The sequence below is a fragment of the Pseudacidovorax intermedius genome (genome assembly GCF_001476815.1).
Lineage (GTDB): Bacteria > Pseudomonadota > Gammaproteobacteria > Burkholderiales > Burkholderiaceae_C > Xenophilus > Xenophilus intermedius_A.
Map to the genome: position 1 here is coordinate 43,184 of NZ_LDSL01000108.1, position 21,423 is coordinate 64,606.

Consider the following 21,423-nt stretch of genomic DNA (forward strand, 5'->3'; position numbering starts at 1 on the left):
CGCGGGAGAGGGGTTGGGGAGAGGGGGCTGCGCCGCCACCGCCTCCCGCTTTACATCCGCTGCCGCCCCCTCTCCCCAGCCCTCTCCCGCGAGGGGAGAGGGAGCCCAGACTCCAATACGCCCGTGACCTCGACCTCGCCCAATTCCGACGCCGCCTGGCGCGAACTTCACGCCCGCGCCACCGCGCCCTACCGCCAGGGCGGCAACTTCGCCTGGCATTTCGCCCGCGGCAAGCTGGGCCACGACCCGGTGTTCCGCGGCATCGTCGAACGCGGCCTGATCGGCGAAGGCCGGCCGCGCATGCTGGACATCGGCTCGGGCCAGAGCCTGTTCGCCAACGTGCTGCACAGTGCCCAGGCCATGCGGGCCGAGGGCGCCTGGCCCGTCGCCTGGGCGCCGCTGCCCGGCGAGGCGCGCTACACCGGCATCGAGCTGATGCCGCGCGACGTCGAGCGGGCGCAGCGCTCCGTCGGCCACATCCGGCCGCTGCCGACCATCGTCTGCGGCAACATGTGCGAGGCGGCCTTTGCGCCGTGCGACGTGGTCGTCATCCTCGACGTGCTGCACTACGTGGACCATGCCGCGCAGGAGGGCGTGCTGCGCCGCGTGCGCGACGCGCTGGCCGCCGGCGCGCCCGAGCGCGGCCCCGTGCCCGGCCGGCTGCTGCTGCGCGTGGGCGACGCCGCCAGCCGCCGCGGCTTCGCCATCAGCCAGTGGGTGGACCGCACCGTGACGCGCATCCGCGGCCACAAGGTGTCGCCGACCTGGGGCCGCACGCTGGACGAATGGATCGCGCTGCTGCAGCGGCTGGGCTTCGCCGTGCAGCCCATGCCGATGAGCCAGGGCACGCCCTTCGCCAACGTGCTGCTGGTGTCGGACCTGCCATGAGCGCGCCCGCCACCCTCGAGCGCGACGGCATCGCCGCCCGCATCCCGCACGCCGGCGACATGTGCCTGCTCGACCGGCTGGAGGCCTGGGATGCGCAGGCCATCCACTGCACCACAGCCCGCCATGCCGACCCGGCCAACCCGATGCGCACGGCATCCGGCCTGCTCGCACCCTGCGCCATCGAGTTCGCGGCCCAGGCCATGGCGCTGCACGGCGGCCTGCTCGCCAGCGGCGACGGCCCACCCTCGGCCGGCTACCTGGCCAGCACGCGCAACGTGCGGCTGCACCGCGCCCGCTTCGACGATGCGCCCGCGCCGCTGCACCTGCATGCCGAGCGCCTGTCGGGCGATGCGCAGCAGGTGATGTACGCCTTCCGCGTGCTCGACGCCGAGGGCGCGCCCGTGGCCGACGGCCGGGCCGTGGTCGTCCTCAACACGCCGCTGCCGGATTCCGCCCCCTAGCCGCCCTGGCCGCACCCCGTCACCAACGCCGCCCGTACCCCATGACCCTCCAGAACAAACGAGCCCTCGTCACCGGCGCCAGTGGCGCCCTGGGCAGTGCCATCGCCGAGCGCCTGGCGCGCGACGGCGCCACCGTGCTGCTGCATGCCAATGGCCGGCGCGAGGCCATCGAGGCCCTGGCCGCGCGCATCGCCGCGGCCGGCGGCCAGGCCGAATGCCATGTCTTCGACCTGACCGACGACGCCGCCTGCGCCGCCGCCTGCGCCCGCATGCTGGAAGCCGGCCCGGTGCAGGTGCTGGTCAACAACGCGGGCATCCACGACGACGCGGTGATGCCCGGCATGCGCGCCGAGCAGTGGCACCGCGTGATCGACGTGTCGCTCAACGGCTTCTTCCGCGTCACCCAGCCGCTGCTGCTGCCCATGCTGCGCACGCGCTGGGGCCGCATCCTCAACATCTCGTCGGTGGCCGCCATCATGGGCAACCGCGGCCAGGTCAACTATGCGGCGGCCAAGGGCGCACTCAACAGCGCGACCAAGGCACTGTCGATGGAAGTGGCCTCGCGCGGCGTCACCGTGAACGCCATCGCGCCGGGCATCATCGCCTCGCCCATGGCCGACAAGGCCTTCGACCCGGCCATGGTCAAGCAGATGGTGCCCGCCCAGCGCGCCGGCACGCCGGAAGAGGTCGCGGCGCTGGCCGGCTTCCTGGCGAGCGCGGAGGCGGGGTACATCACGGGGCAGGTGATTTCGGTCAATGGCGGGATGGCCTGAGCCCGTGGCGTGAACGAACCGGGCGTGCCTGCTCGTTCTTTCTGAACATGCCTGCGCCAGGCTGCAGATGCGCGCTCATCGCCCGAGCCAGCGGCTGCGCCGTGTGTGAGCATGGGCCGCGCTCACCCGGTCTGCATGGCCGCGGCGGAGTCAGTCAACCCTCCTGAGGCCTGTGCCCAGGGCGTCCGTGCATTGGTCGCCACTCACTGACGGTACCGAGCAAGGCCGGCATGGCGTGCTTCCGCCAATGCGGTGGCGATTGGCCGGGACTTGAACATCTTCGACTGCGCGCCTTTCCGGACGGCGGGTGGGCGCCCTGCGGCCAAGTCTGACCAAAGCGCTTCACCAATGGGGGCGTCGCGCGGCGCACGCCTGCCGTTTGCCGCGCTCGGAGACCGTTCAATGATTCAGAAAAATTTCCAAATTGTTTAGCAGACGGTTGGCGCCGACACGGCGAGTCGGAAAAAGAAATCGATGGCTAATCCAGCTTTTCAAGGGAAATTAATAAGTCATGATTTTCATTGTTGACATATTCAGGCGATCAAGAAGAGGCGCGGGTCAGTTGCATGTCAGAAATAGCTCTCGAAAATGCTGGAACTGCGTTACAAAATAATTCAGTCGCTGATCGGTTAATTGTTAGAAGAATGTATTCAAAATGAAAAAGCATCTCCTTTGCGCAAAAGCGTCGTCTTGAAACCATCGAATCCTCCCCTCTGCCGCCCATGTGGCTACGCACTTCTCTTGGCTATCGGGGTGCTCGGCGCCGTGGCAGGCATGGCGGCGTGCGGTGAGATGCCCGGGACGCGCCCCGCCGCCAATTCCCCACTGGCATACCGCCTGTGGTGCGACACCCCGCAGGGCTATTACCCCGCCATCCCCGAATGCCCAAGTGGATGGCAAGAGAAAAGCGACCATCCGAAGCCCAACGAGGCCAAACCGCCGCTGCTCGTCATCCCCGTGCCGACACCCATGTCAGAAAACCCAGGAGGAAATCGATGATGCCGACTTTGCCGACCGCGCTCAGAGCGTCAGGCGTTTTGCTGGCCGCGGCGGTGCTGGCCAGTTGTGGCGGCGGCGGTGGTAACGGCGACCAGGCGGTCATGCCGACCCCCTCGTCGTCCCAGTCCAGCGCTCCTGCCACGCCGGCCACGGGCGCGACGCAGGCCGACACCGCTGCCCCGCCATCCACCGTCACCAGCATCACCCTGGCCCCCTTACCCGAGGACGTCGCGGCCACGATGGTTACGCCCAGCTTCGCGCTCGTGCCCGTGACGCTGCCGGCGCCGGCCGACACCGACGCGCAAAGCGGCAGTGCCTCGGCCTCCCAGGCGCCGAGCAAGGTCTTCGTCGCCTCGGCGTCGATGGCGCTGTCGGCCGCGCAGCTCAAGCCCGGCATGGGCGGCGGCACGAGCGTGTCGCCGGCCGCGGGCGCGAGCACCGCCGTCACCACCTACACCCCGGCGCAGATCCGCGCGGCTTACGGGCTGCCGGCGCTGCCCGGCAACTGGAGCGGCATCGATGCCACGCAGGCCGCCCGCATGGGCGCGGGGCAGACCATCTACGTGGTCGATGCCATGAGCGATCCGAACGTGGCCGCCGAACTGGCGGCGTTCAGCCAGAAGTTCGGCCTGCCCGGCTGCAGCACCTTGTCCGTCGCGCCGGGCGCGGCCCTGCCGCTGGCGGCGGCCAAGGCGACGGACGGCTGCCAGCTGGCATTGGTCAACAGCACGGGCGGGGGCGGCATGACGGCCACCGCGCCCGCCTACGACTCGGGCTGGGCCACCGAGATCGCGCTCGACGTGCAGTGGGCGCATGCCACGGCGCCGCTCGCGCGCATCGTCCTCATCCAGGCCGCCAGCGCATCGCTGGGCGACCTGGTGGGCGCCGTCAACCTGGCCAACGCCATGGGCCCCGGCATCGTGTCGATGAGCTTCGGCGCGCCCGAGGGCGCCTGGACGTCCTCGGTCGACTCGGCCTTCGCCCATGCCGGCATGACCTATGTGGCCGCAACGGGCGACAGCGGTGCCGGCGTGCAGTGGCCGTCGGTGTCCAACTACGTGCTCGGTGTCGGGGGTACCAGCCTCACGGCCAGTGGCACGGCCCGCTCCGAGGTGGTCTGGTCCGGCACAGGTGGTGGCATCAGCCAGTATGTGCCGCTGCCCTCGTACCAGAAGACCACCGTGCCCGGCATGGCGTCCCTGCGCATGCGCTCGGTGGCGGACGTGGCCTTCAACGCCGACCCCTACACGGGCCAGTACGTCGCCGTGATCCCGCCGGGCAGCAGCAGCCCGGCGTGGTACAGCGTGGGCGGCACCAGCCTGGCGACGCCGCAATGGGCCGCCATCTCCGCGCTGGCCAATGCGGTGCGGGCGCAAGGCAACAAGGCCGCGCTGGGGCTGATGCAGTCCTCGCTCTACGGCACCGTGGGCGTCGATCCGAAGCTCTACGCCGCCTCGTTCGCCGACGTGACGCAGGGCAACGACGGCAGTTGCGCCAACTGCTCGGCCGGCGTGGGCTACGACCAGCCGACGGGCCTGGGCACGCCCAACGTCTCGAGCCTGCTGTCGGCGCTGACGGCGGACGCACCCGTGGCCGCCGCGCCGGTCGTCACGCCGATGACGGTCAGCGGCACGGTGGGTCAGCCCCTGAGCTTCACGGCCGCCGCCAGCGGCGCCAGCAACGTGAGCTGGTCCTTGACCAACGCACCCGCCGGCATGACCATCGGCGCCGCAGGCCTGGTCACCTGGCCGCAGCCGGTGGCAGGCCACTACGTCGTGACGATGATGGCCACCGTGGCCGCAACGGGCGCGTCGGGTTCGGCTGCCGCCACCATTGACATCGCGGCGCCGACCGCCCCGGTGATCCAGGCGGCCACGCTGACGGGTCGCTCGGGTGTGCCGTTGCGCTACCAGGTGCAGGCGAGCGCAGCCAACCCGGTGACCTTCGCCCTCGGCGCTGCGCCCGCAGGCGTGAGCCTGACGGGCAACGGCATCCTGAGCTGGAACGCGCCCGTCGCAGGCCAGCACAGCGTCAACGTCACGGCGCGCGACACGGTGACGGGCCAGACCGGCAGCGCCGTGCTCAAGCTGCAGATCTCGGCGACACCGACGGGGCCCGTATTCAGCATCACGCCGCTGAGCGGCACGGCGGGCCAGCCGCTCGCCGGCGTGGTCGGCCTGACGGACCCCGGCGCGCGCTTCGTCGTGCTGTCCATCAGCGGCGCACCCGCGGGCATGTCGTTCAGCAGCAGCGGCCAGCAGGTCTTCGTCAAGTGGCGCAACCCGGCCGCCGGGCGCTACAACGTGACGTTCACGGCCTTCGACTCCTTCGGCCTCAGCAGCCAGGCGACGTTGAAGGTGACGGTCAACCCGTCCTGATCGGACGGGCGCTCGCTGGCGCGGCGGCCTGTGGGACCGCCGCCCCGACGCCCTGGCTGGCGTCAGCGCACTGGCGCCAGCGACATCAGCGTCAGCTGGCCGTCGACCATCTGCGCCGTGATGCGCACCTTGTCGCCGGGCTTCAGGTCCTGCAGCAGGGCGGGCTCGCGGGCGCGGAAGACCATGGTCATGGCACCCATGTCGAGGTTGGGAATGTCGCCGTGGCGCAGCGTGATGCGGCCCTGGGCCGTGTCGACGCGGCGGACTTCGGCGTCCACCTCCGGCAGGGCCTTGCCGCTTTGTGCGAGGGCGGCCGGGGCGATGGCGGCCGTGGCCGATGCCTGAAGCAGGCGGGCCAGAAAATTTCTCTTGTTCATGGGTTCGGGTGGGCTGTGAAAAAAGGCGCGGGGCCTGGGATTCGTTGAAAGCGGGTCAGTGCTGGTGGCCATGGCCGGCGGGCTTGCGCACGGAGGCAGGCGCGGCATCGGGCGCACCTGGCACTGCGCTGCCGCCGGCCGAACCACCGGCCGGGGGCGCAGCACCGGCACCGTTGCCGGTCGCTGCCGCACCATCGCCATCGACGCGCCGCGAGACCGCAGGCGCCTGGCCCGCCTCCACCTCGTGCGCCACGCTGCCCGCCGGATGCCGGAACCAGCCCGGATCGCGAAAGTCCCCCGGCGCCTGATCGCGCCGCACTTTCAGCAGCGTGAACATGCCGCCCATCTCCGCCGGGCCGAAGGGGCCGCGGCCGGTCATCATGGGCAGGGTGTTGTCGGGCAGGGGCATTGCCATCGATCCCATCTCGGCCATGCCCTTGTCGCCCATCACCATGTAGTCGGGCACCAGCCGGCGGATGGTGTCGGCGACGCCGGTCTGGTCCACGCCGATCATGGTCGGCACGTCGTGGCCCATGGCGCCCATGGTGTGGTGGCTCTTGTGGCAGTGCAGGGCCCAGTCGCCTTCCTCGTCGGCGATGAACTCGAGCTGGCGCATCTGCCCGACGGCGATGTCCGTCGTCACCTCGGGCCAGCGGGCGCCACGGGGCACGGGGCCGCCGTCGGTGCCCGTCACTTCGAATTCGTGGCCGTGCACGTGGATCGGGTGGTTGGTCATGGTGAGGTTGCCGACGCGGATGCGCACCCGGTCGTTCTGGCGCACGCACAGCGGGTCGATGCCGGGGAACACGCGGCTGTTGAAGGCCCAGGTGTTGAAGTCGGTCATGGTGTTGACCTTGGGCGTGGCGCTGCCGGGCTCGACGTCGAAGCTGCCGAGCAGGAAGCAGAAGTCGCGCTGCACGCGGGCGATCTGCGGATGGTTGCGCACCTTGGGGTGCGTGACCCAGAAGCCCATCATGCCCATGGCCATCTGCACCATCTCGTCGGCATGCGGGTGGTACATGAAGGTGCCGGGCCGCCGCGCGGTGAACTCGTAGACGAAGGTCTTGCCGGCCGGAATGTGCGGCTGCGTGATGCCGCCGACGCCATCCATGCCGTTGGGCAGGCGCTGGCCGTGCCAGTGCACGGTGGTGTGTTCGGGCAGCCGGTTGGTGACGAAGAGGCGCACGCGGTCGCCCTCGACCACCTCGATGGTGGGGCCGGGCGACTGGCCGTTGTAGCCCCACATGTTGACCTGGAAGCCCGGCGCCATCTCGCGAACGACGGGCTCGGCGACGAGGTGGAATTCCTTGACGCCGTCCTTCATGCGCCAGGGCAGGCTCCAGCCGTTGAGGGTGACGACGGGGTCGTAGGGCCGGCCATCGGGCGGCACGAGCGGCGGGGCCGTGGCGGGGCCGGACTGCTGCACGGTCTCGGGCAGGGCGGCGAGGGCGACGCGGCTGACGGCACCGGCCGCCGCGCCGGCGAGCATGCCGGAGAAGAAATGGCGGCGGTCCATCAGTGGCCTCCTTCGGTGGCGGTGCCGGCCAGGGCGGGCGCGGCCTCGGCGCTGCGCAGGGCGGCCAGGCCGGCCGGCGAGCTGCCGGTCAGCGCCATCTGCAGGTCCACCTCGGCGAGCCAGAAGTCGCGCTGGGCCTGCATGGCGGCGTCGACCGTGCGCGCGCTGGCGCGGGCCTCGGCCAGCAACTGCCACACGCTGGCGCTCATGGCGTTGTAGCGCAGCACCATTTCGTCGTTGACCTGGCGCTGCAGCGGCAGCACCTCGGCCTGGTAGCGGTGCGCGACCCGCCAGGCCTGCCGGCGGGCCGATTCGGCCTCGCGCACCTCGCTGATGGCCGCCAGCGCCACGCCGCGCACGCGGGCGGCGGACTGCAGGTACAGCGCCTCGGCCCGCGCGCCGCGGGCCTGGCCAAGGTCGAAGAGCGGGATCGGCAGGCCGATCTCCGCGCCGCGCTGCGTGCTGCGGTCCGAGGCGCCGTCGTTGGCGAAGGTGGTGTTGCGGGTGATGCCGAGCTCCACCGCATCGACAAAGCGTGTGGCACGGGTCAGGCCCTGGGCCTCGGCCGTGGCGGCGGCGTCGGCGCGGGCTGCGCGCAGGTCCAGGCGGTCGCGCAGGGCCTGGGCCTGCAGCTCGGCCGAATCGGGCAGCGCGTCGGGCAGGGCCGGCAGGCGGTCGGGCAGCGTGAGCCGGGCCGCCTGCGCGGCGTCCAGGCCGAGCAGCCGGACCAGCGCCTCGCGGCTGGCGGTGGCGGCCTGCTCGGCGCGGGCGAGCTGGGCGTCGGTGTCGGCCTGCTGCAACTGCTCGCGCGCGGCCTGCAGGGCGCTCCAGTTGCCGGCCTGGTGCATGCGCCGCGCCAGTTCGGCACCGGCCTGCGCGGCGTCGCGGGCATCGCGCAGGTACACCGCGGCCTGCCGCGCGGCCACGGCGCGCAGCCAGGCACGGCGGGTGTCGGCGGCCAGCTGAAGCACGGCCTGGGCGGCGTCGAGCCGGGCGACCTCCTGCCGCTGGCCGGCCCAGCGGGCGCGCCAGGGCAGGGTGAGCAGGCCCACCACGTTCACGCTGAGCAGGCGGTCCAGTTCCAGCTCGCGGCCCTCGCGCAGGCGGCCGAAGGTGAATACCGGGTTGGGCAGCGAGGCCGCCTGCGCCCGGTCGGCGTCGGACAGTTGCAGGGCCGCGAAGGCGGCCTGCATGCGCGGCGACCGGGCCAGCGCGATGCGCACCGCACCCTCCTGGTCGAGCGGATGGGTCAGCAGCGCCTCGGCCTGGGCCGCGCTGGCGGCATCGGGCTGGCGCTGCGCCTGGGCATCGCCCAGCAGGGGCTGGCCGTGCAGGAGCGCACGCACGGGCGGCGCGTCGCCATCGGGCGCGACGCTGGCGCAGCCGGCGAGCAGGACGAGGCTGCCGAGCAGCGCGGCGCCTGGCAGCAGGCGGCGGCCGGCTGGGTGGCGACGAGAGACGGCGAGGAAGGATGCGGCGTCGGAGCGAGGGCGCCGCGGTGTCCGGCGCGCGGCGCGCCGGTCCGTTGGGATGGACAAGAGAACTCTCCTTGGAAGCAATGCATTGGCACCGCCGCGCGTCGGAACGGCGGCGGTGGACGGACCACGGGCAGGGAGTTCAGGAAATGGGCGGCTTGTCGGCCTGGGCGAGCGGCGCGCTCGCGAACTGAAGGGCCGGGCCTTGCGGCCGGACGCGCGGGAGCGGCGCCACGGGCGCGACCTGGCCGGCTTCGGCCATGGCGGCCGAATGGCAGATCTGGCACAGGCCGCAATGGCCATGGTCGTGGCTGGGGGCATTGCCCCCGCCGGTGCCGTGGTGCGCGGTGGGGATGGCCGTGGCGACGGCCGGGAGGGCATGCGACGCTTCCAGCGGCCCACTGGCCACGGACTCGTGGCCATGCGGGGCGGGGCGGAGCGCATCGTCATCGTCTGCCAGGTCGGCCGCGTCGGCGGGCGGCTGCACCGCATGCATTCCATGGACCGGGCTGGGCGTCGGGGCCAGCAGGCTCGCCGGATGACCATCCCAAGCCTGCGCGTGCCCCACCGCTGGGGCCGCATGCCCGGCCGCCGCCGGCGCAACGGCCACCGTGGCCTCCACCCCCATGGCCCCGCCAAGCCAGCCGCGCAGCGGCAGCAGGACCAGGGCGAGGATCAGGACGAAGAGGCGCACGGGCCGCATTCTAGGGAGGGGCTTGTTCTGCCGAGGGCGCGCCCAGCCGCCTGGGTGCGGCCAGATTCGGCGGCCAGCCGCCGACTGGCCCTGCAGAGGGCAAGTGTCCGACAACGCCTGCCCCCGCGAGGCGCAGCGTCGGGTTGTCGCGCCTGACACCGTCCGGCGGCCGTTTCCACTTTTTCAGGAGTTCTCCCATGCCCCGCCTCGACCACACCGACTGCATCGATGCCTGCAACGCCTGCGCCGTGGCCTGCAACCACTGCGCGGCGTCCTGCCTGCGCGAGCCCGACCCCGGGGCCATGGCCGGTTGCATCCGCCTCGACATGGACTGCGCCGCGGTCTGCCAACTCGCCGCGGCGGCCATGGCCCGCGGCAGCGAGCACGCCGCCGCCATCTGCACCCTGTGTGCCCGGATCTGCGAGGCGTGCGCCGCCGAGTGCGCGCAGCACGACATGGACCACTGCCAGGCCTGCGCCCAGGCCTGCCGTGACTGCGCCCAGGCCTGCCGCGCGATGGCCGGCGGCTGAGAGCCATCGCGCTGCTGTCAGCGGTCCGAGCCCGCCCGCAGCAGCCGCAGCCCGTTGGCCACCACCAGCAGGCTGGCGCCCATGTCGGCGAACACGGCCATCCACATGGTGGCCTGGCCGGCCAGGGCCAGCGCGAAGAACACCGCCTTGATGCCCAGCGCCAGCGCGATGTTCTGCCACAGCAGCGCATGCGTCCGGCGCGACAGCGCCACGGTGTCGGCGATGCGCCCCAGGTCGTCGTTCATGATGACCACGTCGGCCGTTTCCATGGCGATGTCCGTGCCGGCGGCGCCCATGGCGAAGCCGATGTCGGCCTGGGCCATGGCGGGGGCGTCGTTGATGCCGTCGCCGGCCATGGCGGTGGCGCCGTGGCGCTGACGCAGGGCGTCGATGGCGGCCAGCTTGTCCTGCGGCAGCAGGCCGCCGCGCGCATCGTCGATGCCCACCTGCGCCGCCACCGCGCGCGCCGTGCTGGGGTTGTCGCCCGTCAGCATCACCGGCACCACGCCCAGGCGCTTCAGGCGCGCCACCGCGTCCTGCGAGCCGGGCTTGAGCGTGTCGGCCACCGCGAAGACCGCCAGCACGGCCCGGTCGTCGGCCAGCAGCGTGAGCGTGCGGCCCTGCGCTTCGTGGCCGGCCAGCAGGCTTTCCAGTTCGGGGCTGCACAGGCCGCGCTCCTCGATCAGTCGGTGGTTGGCCAGCACCAGCCGGCGCCCGCCGACGCGGCCCTGCACGCCGCGGCCGGCCAGGGCTTCGAAGTCCTCGACCGCCGGCGCCGCGCCCGCCTCGTCCGCCAGCCCCAGGCCCTGCGCGATGGCGCGGGAGACCGGATGGTCCGAGCGCCCCGCCAGTGCGGCGGCGACGCGCTGCGCGTCGGCCGCATCCGCGGCGCCCCAGGCCTGCCAGTGCACCAGCTTCGGCTTGCCCTCGGTGAGCGTGCCCGTCTTGTCCAGCGCGATGGCCTTGAGCCGGCGGGCGCCTTCCAGGTGCGTGCCGCCCTTGATGAGGATGCCGCGCCGCGCCGCGGCCGTGAGGCCGCTGACCACCGTGACCGGCGTCGAGATGACCAGCGCGCAGGGGCAGGCGATGACCAGCATCACCAGCGCCTTGTAGACCGCGTCCAGCCAGGTCCAGCCCATCAGCAGCGGCGGCAGCACCGCGACGACGATGGCGGCGATGAACACCGCGGGCGTGTAGACGGCGGCGAAGCGCTCGACGAAGCGCTGGGTGGGCGCGCGCGACTCCTGCGCCTGCTCCACGGCCTCGATGATGCGGTCCAGCGTGGTCTGGCCGGCCACGGCCGTCACCCGCATCTGCAGCTCGCCGCCCTGGTTGACGGTGGCGGCGAACACCGCATCGCCCACCGTCTTGTCGACGGGAATGCTTTCGCCGGTCACGCTGGACTGGTCGATGCTGCTGCGGCCGGCGGTCACGCGGCCGTCCAGCGGCACGCGCTCGCCGGGGCGGATGCGGACGATGGCGTCCAGCGCCACGCTGGCGGCCGGCATGCGCTGCCAGCGGCCATCGGCGGCCTGCACCTCGGCCTCGTCCGGCGCCAGCGCCATCAGCCCCGAGATGGCATGGCGGGCCCGGTCGGCGGCCTTGTGCTCGATCAGCTCGGCCAGCGCGTACAGGGCCATCACCATGGCGGCCTCGGGCCACTGGCCGATCAGGAAGGCGCCGGTCACGGCGACGGCCATCAGCGTGTCGATGCCCAGGCGGCCACGCAGCAGGGCGCGCAGGCCGCTCAGGTAGATGCCGGTGCCGGCCAGCGCGATGGCGACGGCCGCCAGCGCCATGCCCACGGCCTCCCAGGCCAGCGTGTCGGGCAGCAGCAGATGGCTGAGTTCGGCGGCCAGGGCCACGGCCAGCGCCGCCGCGATGCGCAGCAGGCCGGGCAGCGGGCCGTGGTCGTGGCCGTCGCCGGCCGCGTGGTCGTGCGCATGGTCGTGGGCGTGGCCGTCGCCGTGGCCATGGTCCGCATGCGCATGGGCGGCGGGGGCTGGCGCGGAGGCGGGCGGCGTGCCGCAGCAGCCGGTGCCGCAGCTGGCGGCCACGCGCAGCGTGCGCGGCGCCGCGGGGCGCGTGGGGACGGCCGGGCCGGACTCGGGCTGCGCCGCGCCTGCGCCGGGCTGGCGCAATGGCGGGGCGGCGGGCGCAGCGTGGGCGTGGTGCGCATCGTGCGCATGGCCGTCGGCCTGCGCACGGCGATGCCGGGGCTCGGTGGCGAGGGAGGGGGAAGTGCGCGTCGTCATCGGGTTTTCGCTTTCGTGCCAGCATTGAAAACCTTCAAGCCACTTCAAGGTCAAGCATGTCCTCCGCAAGCCCCCAGCTTCGCATCGGCGAGGCGGCCCGCCAGTCGGGCGTGAGCGCCGCCAATATCCGCTATTACGAGAAGGAGGGCCTGCTCGGCACCGACCGGCGCGCCGACAACGGCTACCGGCTCTACAGCGGCGAGGACGTGCACCGCCTGCGCTTCATCCGCATGTGCCGTGCCATGGACATGTCGCTGGACGAGGTCAGGGGCCTGCTCGCCCTGGACCTGCGCAGCAAGGCCGACTGCACGGCCGCCTGCACCGTGCTCAATGCCCACCTGGGCCATGTGCGCGAGCGCATCGCCGAGCTGCAGTCGCTGGCGCAGGACCTGCAGGCCCTGCGCGACCGCTGCGACGGGCAGGACGACCATTGCCACACCATCGAGGCGCTGCACGTTCGCGCCGACGCGCAACCGGCGGCGGTGGCCACGGCGGCCGGCGGGACGCGCCGGCACGTCTGACTCAGAAGGTGTGAATGAATCCGGCGTGGCCGAGCGGGCTGCCAAAACGCGGCCAATCAAGGCGCAAAGCACAGCCATAGCTCGGGCTATGGCGAGCATTTGCAACGCAGAGTGGGCGTGTTTTGGCAGGACGAGCGGGCATGGCGGGTTCGCTCACACCTTCTCAGGCCGGTTCCATCCCCTGGCGCCGCTTGGCCTCGGCCGCCTCGGGCCCGGCCATGAAGTCGAGCACCGCCTGCGCCTCGGCGCCCCGCGTGCTGGCGGCCGTCACGGCGCCGGAGAAGGTGGTGACGATCTGCACCGCGTCGGGCAGCGGGCCGAGGATGTCGATGCCGTCCAGGTTGAGCATCTCGCTCAGCTGCTGGAAGCCCAGCGCCACCTCGCCCTTGGCCACCAGGCTGCCAACCGGCACGCCCGGCGGCGCGGTGACGATGCGCGGCTGGATCTCGGCCGCGATGCCCCAGCGTTCGAAGAGCTTGGCCAGCTGCACGCCGCTCGGGCCGGTGGAATAGGCCAGGCTCTCGGCCTTGAGCACGGCCTGCTTGAGGGCTTCCTCGCTGTCGATGGCGGGCCGCGGCGCACCGGCCTGGACGGCCACCGCCACGCCCGATGTGACCAGGTCCGTGCGCGGCCCGGCCGTCTTGCCGGCGGCGGCGAGCTGGTCGATGGCGTTGGCCGCCAGCACCACCAGGTCGAAGGCCTCGCCGGCCTGCACCCGCTTGGCGGCATCCACGCCGCCCACCGATTCCACCTTCACCGCCTGGCCGGTGCGGCGTTCGTGCTCGGCCGCCAGGTCGTTCAGGATCTGCCGGGTGGCCATGGAGGAGATGAGCGTCAGAGGGGCTGCCATGCTGCGTGCGAAGAGGGTGGAACGAAGCGGGCGATTGTGTCAGCCGCCGGCCAGCACGGTCCGGGCCTTGTCCGTCCACAGCTGCAGGCTGTCGAGCAGGTCCTTCTGGCTGAAGGAGCAGCTCTCCTCGCTGAACAGCGCGCTGGATTCCAGGCGGTCCACCAGGTCGAGCAGCACCGGCGCATAGCGCGGCGGCAGGGCGGCCTGCAAGTCGGCGGCCTGGCGGGCGTGGTCGCACAGGCGGCCGAGTTGCAGCGGCTCGCGGCGGGTGGCGGCGAGCAGGTCGGCCAGGGTGGTCAACTGCTGCTGGGCCGTGGGGGTGGCGTGCGTGGTGGTCATGGTGCGGGGTGTTGTCGCTCGATGGGCCGGGTCGCCGGCCAGGTGCCGAGCTGCTGTGGATGCGCCAGGCTGTGGGGGCTCAGGTCGATGCAGGCCGCGCGGGCAGCGCGTCGGGAAGCGGAATGTCTCGTTCAAACATGACCGCCCGCAACCGGTCCGGGTAGTCCGTGATGATGCCGTCGACGCCCATGTCGATCAGGCGGGCCATGTCGGCGGGATCGTTCACCGTCCAGGGCAGCACCTTCAGGTCGAGGTCGTGGGCTTCCTTCACCTGCTGCGGCTGCAGGTCGCCGAAGGCCGGCGACCAGATGGACAGGCCCTTGCCGCGCCGGGACGCGGCATCGACCAGCCGGGGCACGCTGCCGCCATGGTCGGCCAGGCGCAGGCCCGCGGTCCAGCGGCTGTCCTGCACCGTGCGCGGGCTGGTGAGCCAGGCGCGCCAGAGGCGGGGTTCGCGCGTCTCGGCGTACACCAGGCTGCGCCAGTCGAAGCTCTGCAGCGTCACGTGGTGCAGCCGCCCGGCGCGCCGAGCTTCGGCCAGGATGGCATCGGTGATCGCCTCGGGCGAGGCCGTGTCGGCGGGCCGGGTGGGATCGACCTTGGTCTCGATGTTGAAGTTCATCCGGCTCGCGCCGCGCCGGTCGGCCAGTGCGAACAGCTCGGCCAGGGTGGGGATGCGCTCGCCATCGCGCGGCACCTGGGCCGGGAACTGCTGGCCGTACTTGGTGTTGGGGTTCAGCCGGCCGACGTCGTAGGTCTTGAGCTGCGCCAGCGTCAACTGGTGGATGGCGGGGCCGGTGGCGCTCAGCCAGCGGCCCTGCGCGTCGCGCGTGTGATCGGGGTTGAGGGCGGTGTCGTGCGAGATCACGGCCACGCCGTCGGCGGTGAGGCCGATGTCGAGCTCCAGCGTGTCCACGCCCAGGGTCATGGCGTGGTCGAAGGCGGCCAGCGTGTTCTCGGGCGCCAGGCCGCGGCCGCCGCGGTGGGCCTGCAGGCTCAGGTGGCGTTGCTTCGGGCCCTCGGGCACGGCGCGGCAGGCGGCCAGACCGCCGAATGCGGGAAGCAGGACGACGGTGCCGCGGCCAAGCAGCGTGCGGCGGGACAGGGTGGGAGGCAGGGACGAGGACATGCTGCGATTCTGTCCGGCGCCGATGGCCATGGTCCCGGCGCTGGGCCGGGGTTTGCCCGGAGCCGCGTTCCGTGTCCCGATGTGCTCGTGTCCTCCGGCCCTTACTTGAGCTGCACCTTGATGCCGTCCGCCAGCACGGTGATGTCGCCGATCTCGTAGGTCTTGCGGCCGACCGTCAGGTCTTCCTTGCGGAAGGTGTGCAGCGCCTGGCCCTGCAGCAGCTCCTGCGCGACGGCGGCGCCGGCGCGCTGCAGGCGCACGGCGTCCTGGCCGCCCACGCCGTCGAGCACCACGCGCTCGGCGCGCGGCTGGTCCAGGCGCAGGCTCAGCGTCTCGGGGTCGTAGCGCAGCAGGCTGCTCACGGCCAGCTGGCCGCCCACCTGCGCGGGGTTGAGGAAGGGGCTGGCGATGGTGACGGCGGTGCTCAGCATGGCGCGGTTGGCGCTGGCGTCCAGGTCCAGCCGCGGATCGCGCAGGGTCACGTCGAACAGGCCGCCGGCGCTCTGGCGCAGGGGAAATTTCTTCGCGACCTGGGCCTGGAGCTCCTCGCGCGAGGCGGTGTATTCGCTGGTGAAGAAGTTGAAGCCGGCCCACGCACTGCGCAGCGGCGCGGCGCCCAGCAGGAGCAGGGCGCCGCCGCTGGCAAGCAGGCGTCGGCGGGCGGCGAGATCACGGTGCGTCATGCGGGGTTTGGAGGTGGCGGCCGCAGCGGGGTTCCGCCGCGGCCGGCCGGGTGGTGTCCGGATGTTCAGTCCAGCCGGGCGCCCGAGGCCTTCACCGCCGCCGCCCAGCGCGGCGTCTCCGCCTGCAGGAAGCGGCCGAAGTCCGCGCTGCCCAGGAAGGCCGGGTCGGCGCCCTGGCTCACCATGCGGCTGCGCAGATCGGGTTGGGCCAGCACCTGCTGAAAGGCGCCGCTCAGCCTGTCGACCACGTCCCTGGGCGTGCCGTCCGGCACGAAGAAGCCATAGAAGCCGACCACCTCGAAGCCCTTGAGGCCGGCCTCGATGGCCGTCGGGATGTCCGGCAGCGCCGGGTTGCGCTCGCGGCTGGTCACGGCCAGGGCGCGCACCTTGCCCTGCTTGTGGTAGCTGGCCGCCTGCGGAATGGACTCGGCCATGAACTGCACCTGCCCGCCCATCAGGTCGGTGAAGGCCGGCGCGCTGCCGCGGTAAGGAATGTGGACCATGAAGATGCCGGCCGCGCTCTTGAACATCTCGGGCACCAGATGGCTGATGCCGCCGTTGCCGGCCGAGCCGTAGTTGATCTGCCCCGGCCGCGCCTTGGCGTACTGGATGAACTCGCCCAGCGTCTTCGCCGGCACGTTGTTGTTGACCAGCAGCGCCAGCGGCTGCATGGCGGTGCGCGCGACGGGCGTGAAGTCGCGCAGGGTGTCGTAGGGCAGGTGGCGGTAGAGCGCGCCGTTGATCACCGCCACGCCCGTATTGGCGAGCATCAGCGTGTAGCCGTCGGCCGGGCTCTTGGCGACGAAGTCGGCGCCCACCGAGCCGCCCGGTTTGTAGTCCACCAGCACCGGCTGGCCCAGCACGGTTTGCAGCCTGTCGGTGAGCAGGCGGGCATGCTGGTCCAGCGGACCGCCGGCGGGAAAGCCGATGACGATCTTCAGCGGCTTGTCGGGAAAGGCGGCCTGCGCGGTCAGGCCCGTGCACAGGGCCAGCGTGCCCAGCAGGGCGGCCAGGCCGCGGCGGCGCAGCGGCGGGCGGTGGTCTTGCTTCATCGGCGTCTCCGTTCTTGTGTGGGCGCCGATGATAGTGAGCGGCCCGCGCTGCCGGCGGGCGCTCGGGTGCGCAGACGCTCAGTCGTGCAGCGACGACAGGAACTGCTTCAGCTCCGCCGTCTGCGGATTGCCGAACAGCTCGGCCGGCGGGCCCATCTCGTGCACGCGGCCCTGGTGCATGAAGATGACGCGGTCGCTGACCTTGCGGGCGAAGCTCATCTCGTGCGTGACCATCAGCAGCGTCATGCCCTCGTCGGCCAGCGACTCCACCACGCGCAGCACCTCGCCCACCAGTTCGGGGTCCAGCGCCGAGGTGATCTCGTCGCACAGCAGCACGGCCGGCTCCATCGCCAGCGCGCGGGCGATGGCCACGCGCTGCTGCTGGCCGCCGGAGAGCTGGTCGGGCATGGCGTCGAACTTCTCCGCCAGGCCCACGCGGGCCAGCAGCTTGCGGGCCTGCGCTTCGGTCTCGGCCTTGTTCTTCTTCTTGACCAGCGTCGGTGCCAGCATCACGTTGCGGCCCACCGACAGGTGCGGGAACAGGTTGAAGCTCTGGAAGATCATGCCCACGCGCTGGCGCAGTTCGCGCATGGCCATCGCGCTCTCGTGCAGCAGCGGCTTGGCGTCGACGGTGAGCGAACCTTCCTGGAATTCTTCCAGGCCGTTGATGCAGCGCAGCAGCGTGCTCTTGCCCGAGCCGCTCTTGCCGATGATGGCGATCACCTCGCCGCGCGCGACCTCCAGGTCGATGCCCTTGAGCACTTGGTTGCTGCCGTAGGACTTCTTCAGCGCCGTGATGCGCACGATGGGCGCGCCCGGCTCGACGTGGGCGTGGGTTTCAGGAACGGCGGCCATGGGTCTTTCTTTCGAGATGCTTGGCGTAGAGGCTGACGGGGAAGCACAGCGCGAAGTACATGAGCGCCACGCAGGCGAACACGGTGAAGGGGCGGAAGGTGGCGTTGGCGATCATGCCGCCGGCCTTGGTGAGTTCGACGAAGCCGATGACCGAGGCCAGCGCCGTGCCCTTGATGACCTGCACCAGGAAGCCGACCGTGGGCGCGATGGCGATCTTGATGGCCTGCGGCAGGATCACGTGGCGCATCTGCTCGCCGAAGTTCAGCGCCAGGCTGGACGAGGCCTCCCACTGGCCGCGCGGAATGGCGGCCACGCAGCCGCGCCAGATCTCGGTGAGGAAGGCGCTGGTGTAGAGCGTGAGGGCCAGTGCCGCCGAGGTCCACGGCGACACGTCGATGCCGAAGAGCGCGATGCCGAAGTAGGCCAGGAAGAGCTGCATCAGCAGCGGCGTGCCCTGGAAGAGCTGGACGTAGCCGCCGATCAGGCGCTGCACGGCGTTGCCGCCGCGCAGCCGCGCTGCCAGCAGCAGGCCGCCGACCACGCCGCCGCCGACGAAGGCGATGAGCGACAGCACCACCGTCCAGCGCGCGGCCAGCAGCAGGTTGCGCAGGATGTCCCAGAGGGTGAATTCGACCGACATGGCGCTCCCTTCAGCGGCCGAAGAACCGGGGACCGGCCCAGTTGAACAGGCGCCGCACGGCAATGGCCAGCAGCAGGTAGACCACCGTGGCGACGATGAAGGCCTCGAAGGCGCGGAAGTTGCGGCTCTGGATCAGGTTGGCCGCGTAGCTCAGTTCTTCCACCGAGATCTGGCTGCACACCGAGGAGCCCAGCATCACGATGATGATCTGGCTGACCATGGCGGGCCACACCTTCTTCATGGCCGGCGGCAGCACCACCCGCACGAAGGTCTGGGCGCGGGTCAGCGCCAGGCTGGCCGCGGCTTCGATCTGGCCCTTGGGCGTGGCTTCCACGCCGGCGCGGATGATCTCGGTGGCATAGGCGCCGAGGTTAAGCACCATGGCGATGATCGACGCCACCTCGGGCGTGAGCTTCACGCCCGCAGCCGGCAGGCCGAAGAAGATGAAGAACAGCTGCACGATGAAGGGCGTGTTGCGGATCAGCTCCACGTAGGTGCCCACCACCCAGCGCAGCCATCCCGTCCCCCAGGCCCGCGCCCAGGCGCAGGCGATGCCCAGCGCCATGCCGATCACGGTGGCGATGGCCGTGAGCCCGAGGGTCCACACCACCCCCTTGAGGAGCAGCGGCCATTCCGAAAGAACGGCCCAGAAGTCGAAGGTCATAGAAGCGCGGGGGTGGAAGGAAAGAGGTAGCCCGACCTCAGCCTGGGCCCGGCCCGGCGAGCGCAGCGAAGCCCGTTCGGGAACACCCGCGGAACTGGCTTTGCCAGGCCGCAGGGTGTGCCCCCTTGAGGGGGGAGGCGGCTACACGAAGTGAGCAAGCAACGGGGGTGGGTGTCAGACCGGCAGGTCGCCCGCGGGCTTGCCGAGCCACTGCTTCGACATCTTGTCCAGCGTGCCGTCCTTCTTGGCGTTGGCGATGATCTCGTTGACCTTGGCCTTGAGCGCGTCCTCGCCCTTGGCGATGCCCACGAAGCAGGGGCTGTCCTTGAGCAGCAGCTTGAACTCGGTGTTGATCTGCGGGTTCTTGCGGATCATCTCGGCGGCCACGGCGCCGCTCATGGCGATCACCTGGGTCTGGCCGGCCACGTAGGCGGCGACGGTGGCGTTGTTGTCCTCGAAGCGGCGGTAGTCGGTGCCGCTCGGCGCCACCTTGTTCAGTTCCTGGTCTTCCATGGCGCCGCGCGTCACGGCCACGGTCTTGCCGGCCAGGTCTTTGAAGTCCTTGACGGGCAGCGTCTTCTTGGCGAACACGCCCTGGAAGAAGGGCGCATAGGCCGAGCTGAAGTCGATGACCTTCTCGCGCTCGGCGTTCTTGCCCAGCGTGCTGATCACCAGGTCGGCCTTCTTGGTCTGCAGGTAGGGAATGCGGTTGGCGCTGGTCACGGGCACCAGTTCCAGCTTGACGCCCATCTTGGCGGCGATGAGCTTGGCCATGTCGATGTCCAGGCCCTGGGGGGCCATGTCGGTGCCGACGAAGCCGTAGGGCGGGTAGTCGGTGGGCACGGCCACCTTCAGCGTCTTGGACTTGAGGATGTTGTCGAGCGCGCTTTGGGCATGCGCCGCACCGGCGAACAGGGCGGCAGCAGCCAGGCCGAGGGTGAAGAGGCGTTTGGAGGGCGTCATAGGAGCTTTCCCAGGTAGGTGGATGAATCGTCGGAAGAGGAGGCGGGGCCGCCGGCGGCACTGCGCCTGCGCGCGGCCTTGGACGGCGTGGTTCGCAAAAGCTGTGCCGAGGCTGACGCCGCGCCCTCGGCGGCCGGGGGCGCGCCGCCGGTCCGCACGGGCGCCAGGGCTTCGCGCAGGCGCGCCAGCGGGTCGGGCGCGGCCGAGACGCTCAGGGCGGCCTGCACGGTGCCGATGTGTTCGGCCATCAGGGCCTCGGCCTCGGCGATGTCGCCGCGCGCCAGGGCCTCGACGATGCGCACATGGTCCTCGCAGGACTGCTCGGCATCGTGGGTGGACTGGTAGCGCATGGCGATCAGCGTGGTGCGGGCGGTGTAGTCGCGCAGCGTGTCGGCCAGCAGCGAGTTGCCCAGGCAGTCGGCCAGGCAGACGTGGAAGTCGCCCAGCAGGTAGCTGCGCTTGCCGATGTCGTCCTGCCGCAGGGCGGCCTTTTCCAGCTGCAGGTGCTGCTTGAGGCGCTTGAGGGCCTCCTTGCGCACGCCGCCGGCGCTCTGCCGGATCAGGCCGGTCTCGATCACGCGGCGGGCTTCGAAAGCCTCGCGCGCCTCGTCCTGCGAGGGCTCGATCAGGTACCAGCCGCGGCGGGCGCTCACGGTGACGATGCCGCGCGCCGCCAGGCGGGTGAGGGCCTCGCGCACGATGGTGCGGCTGCAGTCGAAGAGCAGCGCCAGCTCCTGCTCGCCCAGGCGGGAGCCGGGCGCCAGCTTCTGGGCCAGGACCGCTTCGACGATGCGGTTGCTGATGTCGGTGGACGAGATCGCCATGCCCGCAGAGCGAGCACGAAGCATGCCAATCTGGTATGCAAGTTTGGCGCACGAGTTTGGTTCAGTTTTTGGATGAACCAGCCTGGCGTGCACCACGGGCATGCGGGTGCCGCACGCCCGGGGTGCGGCAGGGGCTATGCCCAGGCCGCGGCCTGCGCCCGCCAGCGGCGCTGTTCCTCGCCTTCCATCTCGACGGCGCCGGTCAGCTCGGCCACGCGGGCCACGCCCTGCGCCGCGCAGTAGTCGTGCAGCCCCTCCACGATGCGCCGCATCGCGCCGGGATCGAGGAAGGAGGCCGTGCCCACCTGCACGGCGGTGGCGCCGGCCAGCAGGTATTCGACCGCGTCCTCGGCGCTGGCAATGCCGCCGCAGCCGATGACCGGGATGCGCACCGCCCGCGCGCACTGGTAGGTCATGCGCAGCGTGACCGGCTTGAGCGCCGGCCCCGACAGCCCGCCCATGCCGTTGCCCAGCCGCGGCCGGCGGGTGTGCACGTCGATGGCCATGCCCAGCGCGGTGTTGCCCATCACCACCGCGTCGGCGCCGGCAGCTTCGGC

The 21,423-nt window shown here is 71.6% G+C and carries 23 protein-coding genes; 6 read left to right on the forward strand and 17 right to left on the reverse strand.

Features of this window, described 5'->3' with window-relative positions:
- Positions 1–123 precede the first annotated feature (123 nt).
- Genes NS331_RS16700 through fabG form a run of 3 tightly spaced genes read left to right on the forward strand, consistent with a single transcriptional unit; the run spans position 124 to position 2,122 of the window.
- Entirely contained in the window at positions 124–888 is a 765-nt protein-coding gene (locus NS331_RS16700) for a class I SAM-dependent methyltransferase (protein ID WP_058643090.1), read from the forward strand.
- Positions 885–1,349: an ApeP family dehydratase gene (locus NS331_RS16705; RefSeq protein ID WP_058643091.1), complete on the forward strand. Its 465-nt coding sequence runs from the start codon at positions 885–887 to the stop codon at positions 1,347–1,349. The genes NS331_RS16700 and NS331_RS16705 overlap by 4 nt, the downstream gene beginning before the upstream one ends.
- A gap of 41 nt (positions 1,350–1,390) precedes the next feature.
- Positions 1,391–2,122, forward strand: coding sequence for a 3-oxoacyl-ACP reductase FabG (fabG, locus tag NS331_RS16710; protein WP_058643092.1), 732 nt, complete (start codon positions 1,391–1,393; stop codon positions 2,120–2,122).
- 949 nt (positions 2,123–3,071) lie between these two features.
- Here fabG and NS331_RS27180 read toward each other — a convergent pair.
- Positions 3,072–3,323 (reverse strand): hypothetical protein, encoded by a 252-nt coding sequence (locus NS331_RS27180; protein ID WP_242873791.1) that lies wholly within the window; start codon positions 3,321–3,323, stop codon positions 3,072–3,074.
- Between the two features lie 37 nt (positions 3,324–3,360).
- Here NS331_RS27180 and NS331_RS16715 point away from each other — a divergent pair, with 37 nt between their 5' ends.
- Complete coding sequence (locus NS331_RS16715) at positions 3,361–5,499, forward strand: S53 family peptidase (RefSeq protein ID WP_242873792.1); 2,139 nt, start codon at positions 3,361–3,363, stop codon at positions 5,497–5,499.
- 62 nt (positions 5,500–5,561) lie between these two features.
- Here the strand turns inward: NS331_RS16715 and NS331_RS16720 are convergent, their stop codons facing one another.
- From NS331_RS16720 to NS331_RS27185, 4 genes are all read right to left on the reverse strand, one after another.
- On the reverse strand, positions 5,562–5,876 hold the full coding sequence (locus tag NS331_RS16720; protein ID WP_242873793.1) for a copper-binding protein: 315 nt from the start codon (positions 5,874–5,876) through the stop codon (positions 5,562–5,564).
- A gap of 55 nt (positions 5,877–5,931) precedes the next feature.
- Positions 5,932–7,392 carry a multicopper oxidase family protein gene (locus NS331_RS16725; protein WP_058643094.1) on the reverse strand — a complete coding sequence of 487 codons (1,461 nt, stop codon included), beginning with the start codon at positions 7,390–7,392 and terminating at the stop codon, positions 5,932–5,934.
- Positions 7,392–8,930 carry a TolC family protein gene (locus NS331_RS16730; protein WP_345940356.1) on the reverse strand — a complete coding sequence of 513 codons (1,539 nt, stop codon included), beginning with the start codon at positions 8,928–8,930 and terminating at the stop codon, positions 7,392–7,394. Before NS331_RS16730 ends, NS331_RS16725 begins: the two co-directional genes overlap by 1 nt.
- Positions 8,931–9,009: 79 nt before the next feature.
- Positions 9,010–9,561, reverse strand: coding sequence for a hypothetical protein (locus tag NS331_RS27185; protein WP_242873794.1), 552 nt, complete (start codon positions 9,559–9,561; stop codon positions 9,010–9,012).
- A 197-nt stretch (positions 9,562–9,758) separates the two neighbouring features.
- Between NS331_RS27185 and NS331_RS16740 the strand changes: the two genes are divergently transcribed.
- Positions 9,759–10,091 (forward strand): four-helix bundle copper-binding protein, encoded by a 333-nt coding sequence (locus NS331_RS16740; RefSeq protein WP_058643096.1) that lies wholly within the window; start codon positions 9,759–9,761, stop codon positions 10,089–10,091.
- A gap of 17 nt (positions 10,092–10,108) precedes the next feature.
- Here the strand turns inward: NS331_RS16740 and NS331_RS16745 are convergent, their stop codons facing one another.
- Positions 10,109–12,346 (reverse strand): heavy metal translocating P-type ATPase, encoded by a 2,238-nt coding sequence (locus NS331_RS16745; RefSeq protein ID WP_082702562.1) that lies wholly within the window; start codon positions 12,344–12,346, stop codon positions 10,109–10,111.
- 56 nt (positions 12,347–12,402) lie between these two features.
- Between NS331_RS16745 and NS331_RS16750 the strand changes: the two genes are divergently transcribed.
- Positions 12,403–12,867, forward strand: coding sequence for a MerR family transcriptional regulator (locus tag NS331_RS16750; protein WP_058643097.1), 465 nt, complete (start codon positions 12,403–12,405; stop codon positions 12,865–12,867).
- Positions 12,868–13,030: 163 nt separating this feature from the next.
- Here the strand turns inward: NS331_RS16750 and NS331_RS16755 are convergent, their stop codons facing one another.
- From NS331_RS16755 to NS331_RS16805, 11 genes are all read right to left on the reverse strand, one after another.
- The gene (locus NS331_RS16755; RefSeq protein ID WP_082702563.1) at positions 13,031–13,717 is read right to left on the reverse strand and encodes a substrate-binding domain-containing protein; all 687 of its coding nucleotides are present in this window, start codon (positions 13,715–13,717) and stop codon (positions 13,031–13,033) included.
- A 39-nt stretch (positions 13,718–13,756) separates the two neighbouring features.
- Positions 13,757–14,056 carry a hypothetical protein gene (locus tag NS331_RS16760; RefSeq protein ID WP_058643099.1) on the reverse strand — a complete coding sequence of 100 codons (300 nt, stop codon included), beginning with the start codon at positions 14,054–14,056 and terminating at the stop codon, positions 13,757–13,759.
- Positions 14,057–14,135: 79 nt separating this feature from the next.
- Entirely contained in the window at positions 14,136–15,185 is a 1,050-nt protein-coding gene (locus tag NS331_RS16765) for a glycerophosphodiester phosphodiesterase (protein ID WP_082702564.1), read from the reverse strand.
- A 101-nt stretch (positions 15,186–15,286) separates the two neighbouring features.
- Complete coding sequence (locus NS331_RS16770) at positions 15,287–15,868, reverse strand: YceB family lipoprotein (RefSeq protein WP_058643100.1); 582 nt, start codon at positions 15,866–15,868, stop codon at positions 15,287–15,289.
- Positions 15,869–15,933: 65 nt separating this feature from the next.
- Positions 15,934–16,920, reverse strand: a complete 987-nt coding sequence (locus NS331_RS16775; RefSeq protein ID WP_058643101.1) for a Bug family tripartite tricarboxylate transporter substrate binding protein — start codon at positions 16,918–16,920, stop codon at positions 15,934–15,936.
- Positions 16,921–16,998: 78 nt separating this feature from the next.
- The gene (locus NS331_RS16780) at positions 16,999–17,775 is read right to left on the reverse strand and encodes an amino acid ABC transporter ATP-binding protein (protein WP_058643102.1); all 777 of its coding nucleotides are present in this window, start codon (positions 17,773–17,775) and stop codon (positions 16,999–17,001) included.
- On the reverse strand, positions 17,759–18,415 hold the full coding sequence (locus tag NS331_RS16785; protein WP_058643103.1) for an amino acid ABC transporter permease: 657 nt from the start codon (positions 18,413–18,415) through the stop codon (positions 17,759–17,761). Before NS331_RS16785 ends, NS331_RS16780 begins: the two co-directional genes overlap by 17 nt.
- Positions 18,416–18,425: 10 nt before the next feature.
- A complete protein-coding gene (locus NS331_RS16790; RefSeq protein ID WP_058643104.1) occupies positions 18,426–19,079 on the reverse strand; it encodes an amino acid ABC transporter permease in 654 nt (217 codons plus the stop codon).
- Positions 19,080–19,253: 174 nt separating this feature from the next.
- A complete protein-coding gene (locus tag NS331_RS16795; protein ID WP_058643105.1) occupies positions 19,254–20,042 on the reverse strand; it encodes a transporter substrate-binding domain-containing protein in 789 nt (262 codons plus the stop codon).
- Positions 20,039–20,866 carry a GntR family transcriptional regulator gene (locus tag NS331_RS16800; RefSeq protein WP_058643106.1) on the reverse strand — a complete coding sequence of 276 codons (828 nt, stop codon included), beginning with the start codon at positions 20,864–20,866 and terminating at the stop codon, positions 20,039–20,041. The genes NS331_RS16795 and NS331_RS16800 overlap by 4 nt, the downstream gene beginning before the upstream one ends.
- A gap of 134 nt (positions 20,867–21,000) precedes the next feature.
- Positions 21,001–21,423: nitronate monooxygenase (locus NS331_RS16805; protein WP_193758137.1), on the reverse strand; the 423-nt coding region annotated here is incomplete at its 5' end.

Coding starts and splice junctions, on each gene's coding strand:
- NS331_RS16705 (WP_058643091.1), top strand. CDS start 885: ATGAGCGCGCCCGCCACCCTCGAGCGCGACGGCATCGCCGCCCGCATC.
- fabG (WP_058643092.1), top strand. CDS start 1,391: ATGACCCTCCAGAACAAACGAGCCCTCGTCACCGGCGCCAGTGGCGCC.
- NS331_RS27180 (WP_242873791.1), bottom strand. CDS start 3,323: ATGCTGGTGACGGTGGATGGCGGGGCAGCGGTGTCGGCCTGCGTCGCG.
- NS331_RS16715 (WP_242873792.1), top strand. CDS start 3,361: ATGGTTACGCCCAGCTTCGCGCTCGTGCCCGTGACGCTGCCGGCGCCG.
- NS331_RS16720 (WP_242873793.1), bottom strand. CDS start 5,876: ATGAACAAGAGAAATTTTCTGGCCCGCCTGCTTCAGGCATCGGCCACG.
- NS331_RS16725 (WP_058643094.1), bottom strand. CDS start 7,392: ATGGACCGCCGCCATTTCTTCTCCGGCATGCTCGCCGGCGCGGCGGCC.
- NS331_RS16740 (WP_058643096.1), top strand. CDS start 9,759: ATGCCCCGCCTCGACCACACCGACTGCATCGATGCCTGCAACGCCTGC.
- NS331_RS16745 (WP_082702562.1), bottom strand. CDS start 12,346: ATGACGACGCGCACTTCCCCCTCCCTCGCCACCGAGCCCCGGCATCGC.
- NS331_RS16750 (WP_058643097.1), top strand. CDS start 12,403: ATGTCCTCCGCAAGCCCCCAGCTTCGCATCGGCGAGGCGGCCCGCCAG.
- NS331_RS16755 (WP_082702563.1), bottom strand. CDS start 13,717: ATGGCAGCCCCTCTGACGCTCATCTCCTCCATGGCCACCCGGCAGATC.
- NS331_RS16760 (WP_058643099.1), bottom strand. CDS start 14,056: ATGACCACCACGCACGCCACCCCCACGGCCCAGCAGCAGTTGACCACC.
- NS331_RS16765 (WP_082702564.1), bottom strand. CDS start 15,185: ATGTCCTCGTCCCTGCCTCCCACCCTGTCCCGCCGCACGCTGCTTGGC.
- NS331_RS16770 (WP_058643100.1), bottom strand. CDS start 15,868: ATGACGCACCGTGATCTCGCCGCCCGCCGACGCCTGCTTGCCAGCGGC.
- NS331_RS16775 (WP_058643101.1), bottom strand. CDS start 16,920: ATGAAGCAAGACCACCGCCCGCCGCTGCGCCGCCGCGGCCTGGCCGCC.
- NS331_RS16780 (WP_058643102.1), bottom strand. CDS start 17,775: ATGGCCGCCGTTCCTGAAACCCACGCCCACGTCGAGCCGGGCGCGCCC.
- NS331_RS16785 (WP_058643103.1), bottom strand. CDS start 18,415: ATGTCGGTCGAATTCACCCTCTGGGACATCCTGCGCAACCTGCTGCTG.
- NS331_RS16790 (WP_058643104.1), bottom strand. CDS start 19,079: ATGACCTTCGACTTCTGGGCCGTTCTTTCGGAATGGCCGCTGCTCCTC.
- NS331_RS16795 (WP_058643105.1), bottom strand. CDS start 20,042: ATGACGCCCTCCAAACGCCTCTTCACCCTCGGCCTGGCTGCTGCCGCC.
- NS331_RS16800 (WP_058643106.1), bottom strand. CDS start 20,866: ATGGCGATCTCGTCCACCGACATCAGCAACCGCATCGTCGAAGCGGTC.